Raw genomic sequence first — 14,915 nt, forward strand, 5'->3', positions numbered from 1 at the left:
TTCAACCTTATTACAAAGATAAAACCAAGTTGTTACAAATATGTTACAAACAACTCGTTAAAAGACTGTTACTCAACAGTCAGATTCCCGTGACCGGTTCTTTTGTCGGACTCGGCACGCTTTGCCAGTTCCTTTGTTGTCAGGGTGATTACTTTGCCAACCGGTTTACCGTCGCGATAGGTCACGATACGCAACCAGGTTGCATTTTTCGGTATGCTCAACGGCTCGGTATATTTCGGAGTATGGCTATCCGGGTCCGTATTATCGAATGTATAGTAGATATCCGTTCCGGCAATCTCACTACCTAGTTCCACCTGCAAAACACCATCCTGCAAGTACGGGCTCACAATTGCATTATACATACTGCGGGCATAGTTTATATCTGCCTGGTCGGCACGGACAAAATGTTTTTCGACACGCGGCCAGAATTTCTCCCAATCCGTTTTAGCCGGCCCGCTCCATAATACTTCCGACAAGGCCCATCCGCGCGGCCAGGTCATGTATTCGACATGACGGAAAGTAGGAAGCGATTCAGCCCACAGGTTTCCTTGTCCGCCCAGCACCATTTCGGCCGGAACGCCTTCCGGTACGGGGTTGAAACTGTATGAATCTTTCAGACGGCACATAGAATAGGTATCCGGTTCAACAGAAGGTTCCCCTTGCCATAAATCCAGGTAACAATGTTCCGTCGGAGTCATAATCACATGATGGCCGGCTTTAGCCGCTTTGATACCACCTTCCATACCACGCCAGCTCATTACGTTCGCATCGGGAGCCAGACCGCCTTCCAGGATTTCATCCCAGCCGACCAGTTTCTTTCCTTTCGACTTCAGCAAATCGCCCATCCGGTGGATGAAATAACTTTGCAGTTCTTCTTCATTCTTCAGGTTCTCTGCCTTCATGCGGGCCTGGCAACGAGGACATTTATGCCAGAAGCCTTTAAAACATTCATCACCTCCGATATGTACATATTCATCCGGGAAAAGGGCGGCAACTTCCGTCAGTACCTTATCCATGAACTCGAATGTATAATCCTTTCCGATACAAAGGGTATTTTCATCTTCTCCGTAGAACTTATTTCCGACATTCACAGCATCCGGAGCTTTCATACAGGACAGTTCCGGATAAGCGACCAACGCTGCGACGCTATGTCCGGGTACGTCTATTTCAGGAATAACACGTACATAACGTTTTGCTGCATAGGCCAGCACTTCTTTCACATCTTCCTGGGTGTAGAAACCGCCGTAGGTAGTTTCCTCTCCCGGTTGCTGACGTTCACGCTGCCACCATTGGCCCACACGGGGAGCACGCCAGGCACCAACTTCCGTCAGTTTCGGCAAGGACTTTATTTCCAGGCGCCATCCCTGGTCGTCCGTCAGGTGCCAATGGAAGACATTCATCTTGTATTCGGCCAGTTCATCAATATACTTCAAAACTTCTTCCTTGGTAAACCAGTGGCGACTAACGTCGAGCATCAGCCCGCGCCAGGGGAACTGGGGTTTGTCAGTGATTTCAGCACAAGGAATAGTCCATTTCTTATCTTTAGGCTGCACAGTATTGCTTTTAATCTCCGCCGGAAACATCTGTAACAGTGTTTGTACACCATAAAAGATACCCGCAGGCTTATTGGCTGTAATAAGGATATCTGAATGTTTCACTTTCAGCTGATAACCTTCATCCCCTAAAGACGCATCCTCCACCAGCTTGAATTCTATTTTCCCATGCTTTTCTACCGAAAGTTCAAAACCTGTAGCAGGTGAAATTTTCTCATTCAAATATTCGGCAATTCCCACCAATGCCTGATTCGACTGATCGAGCGTAATCGCAGCATTACGGGTAAGCGTAAAAGAATCAGAGTTTACTTTCATTTCCTGTGGAACAGGAATCAAGGCAAGCGTATCACGCTCACTTACAGACTGACGGGAACAAGAAATACTTATACAGACTATTCCCGTCATTAAAAATGCATGTAATGACTTCTTCATTCTATTTCAAACATATTTACAATTAGTGCTCGAAGATAAGAATAGTTATTCAATTACCACATCTAATTCTGCACATTCAATCGTAGGAGCGTCATTTACAACACTTCTCGCCGAAAGTTTTACATAACGCGCTTGCACCAGTTCAAAAGAAACTGTCTGCAAAACAGGGTTGTTTTGAATATTCGAGAACTCGCCTTCTTTCACAACCTGCCACTCTTTTCCATCCTCCGATACTTCAAACTTATATTCGAATATCAACCCATCCGAGCCTATTTCGGTATTGGGCAAATATTGAAAACCTTTTACCCCCAACTTATTCGTCAAATCGACAACAATCGAACGTTCAGCCTGGCGATAAACCGTCTGGTAATTTCCATCCAATAAATAATCGCTTGGAGTAATCCCTTTCGACAAGACCTTCCATTCTGATTTTTCCTGTCCCGAATGAAGAGTAGCCTGTTCCTCCGAAGTTTTTATATTCCTTTCTTCTCCCCGATAAATTTCGACGTTCGATAATAAGGGGCAAGCCTTTGCATCATTAATCGTGAAACGAAGTTTTTGTGTTTCCACTGTTGGGAAACGCAAGATTCGCTTATATCCGATTGTCGAGCCTGTCGCCACAACCTGCCATTCATCACCGACAAAGGCTTCCAAAGTAAACGCTTTTACACGCTGTCCCAAGCGAATATATTCCTGCACCAAGAATTGATTGATCGCGGTAGGAACTTTAAAATCAAACTCCACAGAAGCAGAAGTCACCTCGTCATCCGTTGCCCAATAAGAATCTTTGTTTCCATCAATTAAATGAGCAGCAGCAAAATCTTTCCCCCTCACATTCGAAGCCCTGACCTCTGCTTGTAGTGCTAAGTTTTCTTTGAAGTTATTCTGTAAGATCTTTGCAACTTCCATTAGGACGGCAGAATCGGTCGGGTGAACCAACCCACGTTTGTCGATCGGAATATTCAAATTCCAAGTAGCATTACGACCGACCGAATGATAATACACATCAAGTAACTGATCGACAGTCTTCACCTGTTCATCCTGATCTTCATGATAGAACCACCCCGGACGAATAGAGACATTCACTTCTGCCGGTACCCAGTACGAACCATCTTCATGTCCATTCTGCAATTGCTGATAATGAGGCCATCCCGGCCAGACTTCTTCTCTTCGAAGCGTGCTCCAATTTGTCTCACCTACCCATCCGGCCTCGTTTCCACACCAACGAACATCAGGACCTGCATCACTAAAAATTACAGCATCCGGCTGTAATTTTTTTACCAATTGATTGGTACCGGGCCAGTCATAATAGGTCTTACGATCTACGCTACGTGTTTCATCCGCCCCGCCATAATAACCGGAACCGCCATTTGCACCATCAAACCAAACTTCAAAAATATCTCCGTAATTCGTCAACAGCTCATTCAGTTGATTTCTGAAATAGGTGATATAAGCTTCCGTTCCATATTCTTTATGATTTCTATCCCAGGGAGAAAGGTAAATACCCAACTTCAATCCATATTCTTTACAGGCGTCAGCCAGTTCACGCACTAAATCCCCATTACCATTCCTCCACGGAGATTGTTTCACACTATAATCCGTATAAGCCGAAGGCCACAAACAAAAACCATCATGATGTTTTGCCGTCAGAATAACCCCCTTCATTCCAGCGTCCTTAAATAACCGACACCACTGCCTGCAATCCAGTTCCGACGGATTAAATAATTGGGGATCTTTATCACCATATCCCCATTCCATATCGGTAAACGTATTCATACTGAAATGAATAAAAGCATAACGCTCCAGCTCCTGCCATTTAAGTTGGGCTTCCGTCGGAACTGGTCCGCATGCCTCCGGCGCTTTCGGCTGCTCACAACCTGTTAAATTAAATAATGCGATCAAAACCAATAATAAACAATCTTTTTTCATCTTCCCTTTCTTTTATTAATCTGCTTATTCTACCATAAATAAAGCTCCGCTTCCTCCCTGCAAATCCACTTGAAAATAGGTCGTATCATCTTCTTTGCCTATAGCCTCCAGTGATTCTTTTTTACCTGTCTCCGGATTAATCCAATAACAGTTTGTGGCACCGGCTTCAGCTAAGTCTATACCCAACCGGACACGCTGTGTCAAAGGAGCAGCCTCTTCCTCCAACTTCGAAGCATACCCGTTGGTGACCATGAAAAACGTCTTTTCGCCTTCCTTGAAGAAGCCCGGGTCACCCTGCTCTTCCTTCGGTATGACATCAAAGAAACCAACATACAAATCGGCACCTTCCTCCGGCTCCGACACGATCCTGCCCTCAGCCTTTTTCAAGAACGAAGCCTCCGGATTAAGAACGGAAATCATCCCCGGTTTGCCTTCCGTATATTTAGTGGTACCCGGCACATAACGGACATCGGTTGTTTTCAAACGCACCAAATAATCGCCAATATGCAGGCTCTCGCGATTGCAACGGTTCACCCAATCCATGTGTTTGGTCGGATGCCCGGGCATCCCCTGTTCCAGCAATAGCGACCAGTCGGTCGGTGCCGTTTGTCCTCCATAACCATCCCCTTGTAAGAAGCGGAACCAGTTCAGCCACTTCCCGCCGAACGTCCAGGTCATATAATAATACAGGCGCAATTGCGATTCAGTCAGTTTGTAGGTGCCTTCGTTTACAAATCCCAGCGAATATTGTCCGAACGCCATATAATCTTTCTTGTTACCTTCCCATCCGCCTAACGCCAGATCGCGGTATTCGGCCAGATGCCCGGCCATGTCTTTGGCTCCTATATAATTATCCTTATCCCAGGTATGGAAATAATACCAATCGTAGGTCAGCAAATCCGGCTTGGCAAGTTTGATGTAAGTAAGCATATCCGTCCGGCTCCACTGCCCGGCGAATTGATTGTTATGCAACAAGGCGTCCGGATACAAACGGCGCGCCACGTCATACCACTTTTTCAGTATCTTCGCCACGTCAAACGAGTAGTTTTCTTCGTCACCGAAACAGATCGTAGTCAGTTTGTCCAGGTACTTCAACTGATCTTCCGAAAGGAACCCGTTCTTCTCTTCATAATCCGTCGGTTCTTTCTTCAACTGATCGGCATGAGGCGCTTTGGCTATTGCCCACTGGCTATCGGGAAATTCCTTGAAATAAGAAGTGTTGATCAGAGGCGGTCCGTAAAAAGTAGGCCCAGTAAACCCCGTCAGCTTCCAATCCGGAATCGACAGGTTATAGGCTGGCTGCCCGGCTTTTCCACCCAATTCATAATTATCGGTAGCCACCCAACACTGCAACTGCAACCCATGTTTGATCAACATACGGCTTGCACGATATGGTTCCGGTTCAACCACTTCTATTCCCGGTTCATCCGGTTCGTCCGTTTCCGGTTCCTCTTTTATCGGATCGTTATCGTCCGAACAAGACAGCATGAACAATGCCGCCAATAACATCCAATGTTTCTTCATACACTTTCTATTTGATTACTGAATATGTTTTTATTTTAAATAATATTACTCCTCCGCAGTTCTTCGTATGGTTGAACTTCTTTGGCATCTTCGGGCCAACTCCTGTCGCCCAAATCAAACCGATATTTAGGGAAGAAACTGCCATCCGCTTCATCCATTTGATAAACCGTATAGTCCAATGCTTTTGTATAATAAAAATCCAATTGAAAGGAAGAAAACGGATATCGGCTACCCAAGTCGAAACTATTCCATGAGGCGGGAATCATGAAAGCCTTCTGCTTCGTCTCCATCTTTTCAGATTTCATTGGGGGATAATTTAATCATAGGTCACACTCCACGTTGCTGTCAACTGAACAGACGTACGCCTGTCGATCAAACAGAAGCGCCTCTGTCAGTCGAACAGGTGTACGTCTGTCGATCGAACAAATTATTCGATTTCCGGACGGTCGCTACCTCCACCGTTGCCAATACGCAAAGCATGCTCGTATTCAATCACACGCGGAGCCTTCAATAAGGTATTGCTATTGGAATACTGCGTGACAATACGGAGCGTATATGTGCCTTCGGCCAATTCTGCCGGCACACGGGCAATCACTGTCTTCGGATCATTCTGTGTCAAGCGACGGGTAACTGCCGTTTCCACGCCTTTCGAATCGATAAAGAATACACCGACACCTTCAGCTTCTCCAGCAACCCGGATCTTTTCGCCGGAGATCAAGATATCGTCGCCCGGTGTCATCGAACCGTCGGTCAAGCCGGTAGCCGTATCAGTCACCAAACCGATACGCGCGGTACTGTCTTTCACGCCCAGCACTTCCAAGCCAACTACCGAAAGAGCTTTCCGCAGCTCGGCAGAAGGACTTATACTGACTGAAACCTTATGTTTCTCAGGATTATACTTCTCAGTAGAACTATTCCATACTCCCCCCACACTCGGTGAATAGAGGGCAACCCCGGTCAATACGCTGGTGCCGTTTTGCAACAATTCACGGATAATACGGTCGTGCTGGTTGATGACAGACAATAAAGTATCATACTTTATTTCAGAACCTTCCTCGATAATCTGTTTCGCGATGTCTTCGTTGCGTGATGTTTTCCCTACAGTAGATACTTCTGCTGTGTAATCGTTCTCTACGTCTTTGGTAAGCAGGTTCAAGTTCAACCATACTTTCCAGAATTTTGTGAATGCACTCATGATATTATAATTTAAATTAAACGCAACCATAAAGTTACGCTGGTTATATATTCATTTGGATTTTCTTATTACCACCAAATCATTTCTCCTTTATTCAAGGTAAAACATCGCCCTACGAACTTCTTGTCTTTGTCTGCCAAATACAGCAAGGCATTTTGAGGAACTTCCGGGAAAATAATATGATTATTAGTTGCAATTTCAGTGCCGATATATTGCCATTGGTTAGCATTCCAATAAAAAAGAGAATAAGCTTCGCCATTAACAGGCCTTTTACGTGCTTCGCCGGAATACAGGCGGTCGAAAATATCTTTCGGTAATCGATCTTTGTTGGCCACAGCAGTTGACATTTCGGTCATTAAAGGTAATAGATAAGATACTACACATCTTTCCGTCGAATCATCCGCTGTCAAAAATCTTTTTTCACCTACCCTATCCACTATGAAAGGGCGATCAATCGGATATATATTTCCTTTTCGATAGACAACCGGCATGTAGAGCATTTCATTCTTCACATCTTTAAAAGTCGCTATCCTATTTTGATACGTATCAGTATAGGCTGTGGCCGTCCAGTCATCCGAATAGACAGCAAGATAAACCGATTCTTCCGCAGGAATCGTATCTGTAACCTCTATCTCCACATCCGATACAGGCAGATATTCGGCCGTCACATCCATCATTCGACAGTCTGATAAAAAAGGTGGCAAATCATCCATTGAAATATGCCCTATCAACTGTTTTAACTTTTTATTAGCAGAGAATGTTTTTCTATACACTTTTCCCGGATAACGTGCAGGATTCATCCTTTCGGGGTTTTCAAAGTTATAAATCCGGAAAGGGTCGTATGCATATACCCCTTTTTCACGTCCCATAAACGGAATCATCTTCCCTTCTATATAAACCACATTCCATGAATGCCCACCGGTCGTATTTCCCCAACAGGGACTAAAATCAATCGTACAAGGATAACCTAACGCCCTTAACGGATACAACACAGACTTTGCCATGTGGTAGCAATCGCCTTTTGTCAACGTGTCCAAATAACTCCACGACAAATAGCGGGCAGGTATCTCTCCGTAACTAAAAGAAAAATCCTTACTCAGCAATGCGTTAACCGTATCACACACTTCCACTACATCCAAAGTGTTCTGAAACGAAAATTTATCCAAACATATCTCCCGCCAATTTTCCAACGGTTCGTCTTCTATGACAGGTGGAAGCAAATATTCTTCAAACAAGCTAAACGGAATATAAGAAGTTTCCAGCCGTTTCTTATAAGTACTTACTGCCCTTTCAATGTCTTGAATTAAAAAAGATTTATCGATTGTCAAACATTCCAATTTTTCAGGAGGCAACTGTTCCTGCAAATGCAAATAGGCATAAAGACACAAAGAATCTCCGGAACTACGAAAATAAACTTCGATTTCCTTGTCATTTGTCTTCACGCATCCAGCGAAAACAAACGCTAGCACCCAAAACAAATATTTTATTTGCATATCTCCAAGCTTTATAGTTTTTTACCTATTCGACCATATCGAAGCCGTTTTGTTTCAGGATCAACCGAATAGCAAACAAACAACGACTTACCCACAATGAAATCTTCGGGCAATAATCCCCAATGGCGAGAGTCATTCGAATTCATCCAGTTATCGCCCAGCATAAAATAGTAGTTCTTCTTGAACACATAATAATCCAATTTTCTTCCATTGAAAAAAAGGTCGAATCCTTATATTCCAAATCCATCCTCGTTTCATAATCCATACACCGCCAATACAACATATAATTATCTTTATTTAAAGGTATGGTATCTCCTTGCTTAGGTATATAAATTGTCTTTCGCGAACCAAGTTTGCTATCCACATCCCATTTTCCTTCCTCCTTCAAAAGAGTATCTCCCGGAAGTCCCACACATCGTTTTATATAATAATTACCTGTATTGTATATCATCCTCCAACCATTATCTACAAAAGGGAAATTGAACACAACCAAATCATTTCGCCGAATAGCCGACAACGGGAAAATCCGTTTTACCGAAACCGTATCCCGGTCCGTATGCGCCAATCTCCAACCGGGGATGAACTGGCACGAAACGACATAGTCGCCTTTCAACACCGTCGGCATCATCGATTCCGACACGACATGCGAGAAAACAAACACCGAAGAACCTGCAAACAAAAAGATATTTGCCAACAAGAATACGATTCCTCCTATCATATATAAAGTCCTACGCTTCATCATTATAAGGATTTATGTTCTTTTATCAATTTCTCCATCTCCTGTTGTATATTGAAAGCCAACTCCGACTGGATGCGAACTTCTTTGTTCACTATATGTTCTGCCCACTGAAGAGCTTGCTCTTTTTGTTCATATTGAAGGTATAAACGGGCTAGAAAATAACAAGGCAGAAGACGTTCAGGCACCAAATAATGGCCATTCAAAAAACAGTTTTCCGCCCGTTTGAAATCATCCAAGCTTTGATAATTCATTCCGGCTAATATATAAGGGCGTAAATCACAACAATACGATTGCAGCTGATGGATCGCACAATTAGCTTCAAAGTATCTTTTTTCAACAATCAAGGCATCTATATAATTGGTCAAATACAAACGCTGATCGCGCAAATAACGATAACCTTGTTTAAATTCGTTTGTATAAACAGCTTTATTCCATACTTTCAATGCTTCATAATGCGCCAACCTGTTTCCAAACAAAAGGATAGACAGGCAGAAAAACAACAACATAGTCGTTTTAGCTACCCAAAGGTTCGGACATCCCAACGTTATTCCCGCCTTCTCAGATTGTACTGATAATAAAAAAGCAAATACGATCAAAAAAGGTAACAATCTGAGCGGATAAGAAAACAAAGAAAATATAAACAATACGATCAATGAACCGGTAACTCCTTTATGGGTACAGCGACTGTTCCGCAAAGCCATATAAAAAATAGCGATAAGGAATAAAACCCCTCCAATGCCCAACTCCACCCCTATATGGATAAATTCATTGAACGCATATTCCGGACAATCTGCCAACTTTTCATCCAAGGGGAATATGCCCGGTGTGGTAAAACAGGCAATCTGTTTCAATCCGTATGCTGCCGAAAAATTCCCCAAACCGACACCGGTAAAAAAGTGTTCTGCCAATACCTGGAGAGATACGAACCAAACCTGAAAACGCCCGAACACCGAGTTACTTTTCAATATAAACAAGAAATAAATAACAATAGTAAAAGTGATAAAACATAAAATAACCCAAACAATCTTTTGCCAGTTTTTTATCTGTTTCATTTTTTCAAACCATCCATAATGCGATACAACGACATAAAGAGTACCGCCAAAAGAAGCAATCCATGCCGTCCTACTCATAGAAGCAGGCAAAGCGGCAACAAACAGCAAAAGTAAAAAGACCAATAAGCCTTTAATTCTTTGTTTCTCTTCATTCAAAAAAGCATATACTGCCAACGGAACACAAATGGCCAGAAAACCACCAAAAGGCCCCGGATTCAAAAAACTTCCAGTGATTAAAAAGTTAGCATGATAAGAAGGCAAAAGCCTATATATTTGAAGTATTCCCCAAACGGCCTCTATGCCTCCCACTCCCAATAAGGTAAACAAGACCGGACGTACCGACAATCTTTTCACAACAAAAGCATACCGAAAACAGATATAATAGACATATAGCAAAATCGACAAGCACAAATACGTTTCAGAGATGGATGTCGATAAATAATAATTGACAGCCAAATAAGAGATAAAAAGGAAAAGGATCATATCCAATACAGATACACGAAACAGTTTGCCTCCACCTTTCCGGAACAAAAAATCCAAAACGGTAAACAACAAAATCACAAATACAGTCAGATAAAACCAACCGTACCGGTAATAAATGGCACCATACGCCCACTGGTTGTTGACAACAACTACAGCCAACAAAGGAGCGACAAGGGCTATCGTATATAAGTATTTACAGATAATACCTTTCATATTTTTACATTTTAAGGAAATCGATACTCCTGTTTCAAAAAGTCTTTATCGCAACAATTTCCCTTTGAATATTCATAATGCGGGTAACGAAGCGAAGCCCCTTTAGGAATGGTGGAACGTATCACCACCTTTCGCCCGTTCGGAAGCAACAAGGAATCCCCCTTTTCCAATTGCACATCCGTTTTATAGTCCGCCCATATTTCTACAGCATCACGAATAAAAAAAGTTGTATCGCACAACTCCACATCGCTTTCAAATGTGGCTGTATTACGTATGTAACTGACAAAACTATCCCAATACATTTCATTCATACCAATGATGTCGTCCGGATACATGGCAAACAGGAATGGGAACTTTTCGCCTTTCTTATAGACAAATGTATAAGGGGTTTCTGTCTCCGGATACACTTCTGAATAGAGTTCGTCCGCTTTAATCGGGACAATCCTACATTTCTTCGGCATAGCCGCAGCGACATCCGGATGGTCGCTTTCACCTATCTGAAACAGAAGGACATTATCACTACCAGCTCTTTTTATCAATTCGTTCAACCAATTAAAGAACTTCACTAAACAGGTCGAACATATATTCACGTCGTACCTCACCAAAATATAGCTGTCTTTGGGTTGAGAAGCAAGAAAGGACGAAATTCGTTGATTCATAACCAGCGGCTTATAGGTTGCCTCCTGATTCTTCCGCAGGATATAACCGAGATAATGGTTGATTTCTTCATAATTGGCATTCGAAACCACCAGATCAGAATTTTTCCTTTCTAAGCGAGCAATACGAATCTGCTGATAAACCGTTTTGTACAACAAATAACCGTTTAACAGGACAAACAAAACGAGTAAGGCTGATATAACTGTATTTTTCATTTAAATCGACTCAAAAGTTTATCGTAATCGTACAACACCAATACCGGATTGTCTTCTTCTTTCAGATTTTTATATAACTCTGGTACTTCCGGGTGATTGGTGGTGCGAATTTTATCTTCCCACCTATATAGTTCCTCTGTTGTCAAATACCGGATCAACGCATCTTCTGATGTGGACATTATATTATGATAAAACAATGACAATGGATTTGAATTATACTCTGTTCGGTATAAATATCCTTTATTGGATGAAAAGTTCCAAAAGATAGCATCAAAGTATCCTAATCCTGAATATTGTAAATGCAAATAATTATCTGTAGAAAATAAACGATCTATTCCTATTGAATATCCATTTTGATTTAACTTGCCTTTTGCTTCTGCAATTATAAAATAAGGAGCATATTCATCCACAACCTCTTTAGAGGTATATTTCAATCCTGTCTCAAGAATAAACTTAGGAACAAACTGTTCTTTGGTCCACTGATAAATCGTATCGGACAATAACCTAGTTGCATAAAAATTCTTTCCTATACAATAATTCGCTTTACCTAAAGAATTACTGTTATCTCCTATACCTAAATAGGGTAAATGATAAGATTGGATAGTTACTTCATTCTTTTCATCATTCAAAACCACATAATTATATAAACTTGTTGGAGAGTTATTAGGTTGTATCAAAATATGTCTCTTATCCAAAAGATTAACATGTGAAACTAAAATGTTTTTATGATTAATTTGAACCTTACTCCTATTCAGATAAGTACCATCCAAAGTATATCGTACCATATATGAAGTAGAAGCATCGTATATACAAATACATTTTTGAAAAGGATCAATATAAAGATGGGTTGCATTTACGTATTCTTCAGGACCAGGTCCACGTTTCCCTATGCGTTGAAGGAATTTACCAGAACAGTTGAATGCAAAGATTTGCGCATTCATATCCAATAGAAAAATTTTACCTTCAAATATTTCAAGCTGTTTTATCTCTCCTCCTACCAAACAGCTATCCGTCGTCTCCAACGGCACGAAATGAATGGAATTAAGAACATCTGCATCTGTTAACTTTTCAATCTCACCTTCCTTGATACTGATCGTTTGCAAATCACAAACCGTTTGTCCTTTCTGATTTTGCCCCGAACATGCAATCAGAAATATATAGAATATAGAAAATAATAAATACTTCATAGGATTTCTTTATTCATTATTACTACATGTAACTGACGTTGCTTTGAATTTATTACACACTATCATTAGGGATTAATAAATCAAAACAACGTCAAAATAGGATTAAAGAACCTGAAATGGTTTATCTAAATGCTTTTTATCACAACAATTTTGAGGCGAATCTGAACATACAGGAACTTGAACATTAATTTTAACTTCTCCGCCACCTACAATATTTCCGATAAAGCTAGATTCACCATTTACCTTTACATACCCATCTATAGCTTCGCGAGATTCCCAATCTTCCCTATACCCTATTTGATACTTAATTGGATCACATCCCGCATTACTAGTTCTAGTTATACTTGCCTGAGCATCCTTTACTTCCAGTGAATCACTCCTACCATCCTGTACCACAAAGAATACATTAACACCAGCTAAAACAACAGCCATCATTACTCCTAATAAATACATTACTTTTTTCATAACCGTTTAATTTAAAGATTAATAATTTATTATCGAATGAATAGCAGGAGGAGCCCCCCTCCTACTATTCTAAGAATTATTTACCAACCCGAAGTCTGTTCAATATTCGGATTTGAGTTCAATTCATCTTGCGGGAGAGGCCATGCATCGTATTTCGGGAATGTACATGTGCGGTTTTCCAATCTCACATAATTGTTTGTCTTTGGGTTATAAGCACCTAAAGCCGGACCATTCATGGTTTCGTTACCAATACCCCAACGACGAATATCCCAATAACGCTTATTTTCAAAGCTAAATTCAACACGGCGTTCGCGACGATACAGTTCACGCACTTTTTCCTGTGTATTGTAAACCGTCTTGTTCATATTCGGCAGACCGGCACGGTTACGAATCATATTGATGTATTTTTCTACATCCGGATTCTGCCAATCACCGGTTTCAACCAAAGATTCTACATAGTCGAGCAATACTTCGGCATAACGGTAGTAAGGATAGATCAAAGAACCACCGGCAGGGTGAGAACGGTCTTCCTCATCCAAGAACTTCTTTAAAATATATCCTGTTTTTACTGCACCTACTGTACCCACATTATCTGCGCCACCATCTTCAAACGGCTTATATTCAAAACCTGAGATAGAAGTGTTATCATTCGGCACGATAACAGTTGCATACAAACGCGGGTCACGAGGTTTGTATAACGGATCGTGTTCAAACTTCGTGCGTTCGTCTGCAGGCAAATCTTTCAAAGCAACGCCTTCGGCTGTTTCATACTCGTCTACCAACGATTTCAACACGCCGGAAGCCCCTTGACCACTCAAACTCTGGGGAGCATTACGGAACCAGGCTTCAGAGGCAGCACCATTTTTGTAAATGATGAATTCCTTATTCTTATGGCCGGCATAAGTGAACATACCGCTATAATGTCTTTCAACAGCCTCTTTACTCATATCCGGATCATAATACAGTTCATAGCCCATGCCTCCACTTTTGGCTTCCTCATTAAGTGTAAAGAACTTTTTACAAGCCTCTTTTACCACATCATATCTTTTAAACTGAAGATTCACATCAATTTTCAGCATCAATGCATACGAGCGGCACATACGAGAACGGCGGCTGTCATCGAATACCCAAGGGAATACATCTTTATTGGTGATAGCGATAACCTCATCCAAATCTTTATTGATGAAATCGAGTACCTCATCCACACTGTTCCTTCCTTTATAAATCTCGGTACCATCCAACGACTTGTCTACAATAGGAATACCATCGTGATATCCATAGTACATCAACAGACGCATGTGGTGCCAAGCCCGCCATGTATTGGCTTCTGCAATCATACGTTCACGTTCATTTTCATCGATGAAGTATGCACTGTTTACATGCTCCAAGAAGCGGTTGCAACGGCGGATACGCTTATAGAAATCAGACCAGAAGTCACTCATATAGCCACCGGTTGTAGCTGTAGCAGTACCATTCCCTATTTGACCAATTTCACTTTTGAAGTTTCCAGCCCAATGCATATTGTCCGTCATACCTTCCATGTGCATCAAAGCCATATATGGTTCTTCATAATAATAAGAACCACCGGGCCAAACAGCACACGCTCCTAAAGCGCTGCTACATTCATCTTGCGTTTTCCAGAAATCTTCATCCGTGATTCCTGTCGGGTGGTCGTTTGTCAGAAAGTCTTCACAACCACAAAGTAAAAAAGAGGAGGCAAACACAGCCAACATCTTTTTATTTAATACATTATTTAATTTCATGACGTATATTCCTGT

At 41.7% G+C, this 14,915-nt stretch carries 13 protein-coding genes; all 13 read right to left on the minus strand.

The window, feature by feature from the left end:
• Nucleotides 1-68 precede the first annotated feature (68 nt).
• On the minus strand, nt 69-1,985 hold the full coding sequence (locus NBH15_RS10440; RefSeq protein WP_244050664.1) for a beta-N-acetylhexosaminidase: 1,917 nt from the start codon (nt 1,983-1,985) through the stop codon (nt 69-71).
• A gap of 45 nt (nt 1,986-2,030) precedes the next feature.
• Entirely contained in the window at nt 2,031-3,914 is a 1,884-nt protein-coding gene (locus NBH15_RS10445) for an alpha-L-fucosidase (RefSeq protein WP_250822611.1), read from the minus strand.
• Between the two features lie 24 nt (nt 3,915-3,938).
• On the minus strand, nt 3,939-5,438 hold the full coding sequence (locus NBH15_RS10450) for a hypothetical protein (protein WP_244050662.1): 1,500 nt from the start codon (nt 5,436-5,438) through the stop codon (nt 3,939-3,941).
• Nucleotides 5,439-5,473: 35 nt separating this feature from the next.
• Complete coding sequence (locus NBH15_RS10455; RefSeq protein ID WP_233567043.1) at nt 5,474-5,743, minus strand: 6-bladed beta-propeller; 270 nt, start codon at nt 5,741-5,743, stop codon at nt 5,474-5,476.
• 122 nt (nt 5,744-5,865) lie between these two features.
• The gene (locus NBH15_RS10460; protein ID WP_128133835.1) at nt 5,866-6,663 is read right to left on the minus strand and encodes a DNA-binding domain-containing protein; all 798 of its coding nucleotides are present in this window, start codon (nt 6,661-6,663) and stop codon (nt 5,866-5,868) included.
• A gap of 38 nt (nt 6,664-6,701) precedes the next feature.
• Entirely contained in the window at nt 6,702-8,126 is a 1,425-nt protein-coding gene (locus NBH15_RS10465) for a transglutaminase domain-containing protein (RefSeq protein ID WP_128133834.1), read from the minus strand.
• Between the two features lie 11 nt (nt 8,127-8,137).
• Nucleotides 8,138-8,290: a S26 family signal peptidase gene (locus NBH15_RS10470; protein WP_350472268.1), complete on the minus strand. Its 153-nt coding sequence runs from the start codon at nt 8,288-8,290 to the stop codon at nt 8,138-8,140.
• Nucleotides 8,269-8,868 carry a S26 family signal peptidase gene (locus tag NBH15_RS10475; protein WP_250822613.1) on the minus strand — a complete coding sequence of 200 codons (600 nt, stop codon included), beginning with the start codon at nt 8,866-8,868 and terminating at the stop codon, nt 8,269-8,271. The genes NBH15_RS10470 and NBH15_RS10475 overlap by 22 nt, the downstream gene beginning before the upstream one ends.
• Nucleotides 8,868-10,613 (minus strand): O-antigen ligase family protein, encoded by a 1,746-nt coding sequence (locus tag NBH15_RS10480; protein ID WP_250822614.1) that lies wholly within the window; start codon nt 10,611-10,613, stop codon nt 8,868-8,870. Before NBH15_RS10480 ends, NBH15_RS10475 begins: the two co-directional genes overlap by 1 nt.
• Before the next feature lie 11 nt (nt 10,614-10,624).
• Complete coding sequence (locus NBH15_RS10485; RefSeq protein ID WP_250822615.1) at nt 10,625-11,485, minus strand: hypothetical protein; 861 nt, start codon at nt 11,483-11,485, stop codon at nt 10,625-10,627.
• Nucleotides 11,482-12,672, minus strand: coding sequence for a DUF4934 domain-containing protein (locus NBH15_RS10490; RefSeq protein WP_244050660.1), 1,191 nt, complete (start codon nt 12,670-12,672; stop codon nt 11,482-11,484). The genes NBH15_RS10485 and NBH15_RS10490 overlap by 4 nt, the downstream gene beginning before the upstream one ends.
• A gap of 102 nt (nt 12,673-12,774) precedes the next feature.
• Entirely contained in the window at nt 12,775-13,137 is a 363-nt protein-coding gene (locus NBH15_RS10495) for a hypothetical protein (protein WP_128133830.1), read from the minus strand.
• 80 nt (nt 13,138-13,217) lie between these two features.
• Complete coding sequence (locus tag NBH15_RS10500; RefSeq protein ID WP_250822616.1) at nt 13,218-14,900, minus strand: RagB/SusD family nutrient uptake outer membrane protein; 1,683 nt, start codon at nt 14,898-14,900, stop codon at nt 13,218-13,220.
• Between the last annotated feature and the right edge of the window lie 15 nt (nt 14,901-14,915).

The sequence above is a fragment of the Parabacteroides caeci genome (assembly GCF_023656795.1).
GTDB classification, from domain to species: Bacteria; Bacteroidota; Bacteroidia; order Bacteroidales; family Tannerellaceae; genus Parabacteroides; species Parabacteroides segnis.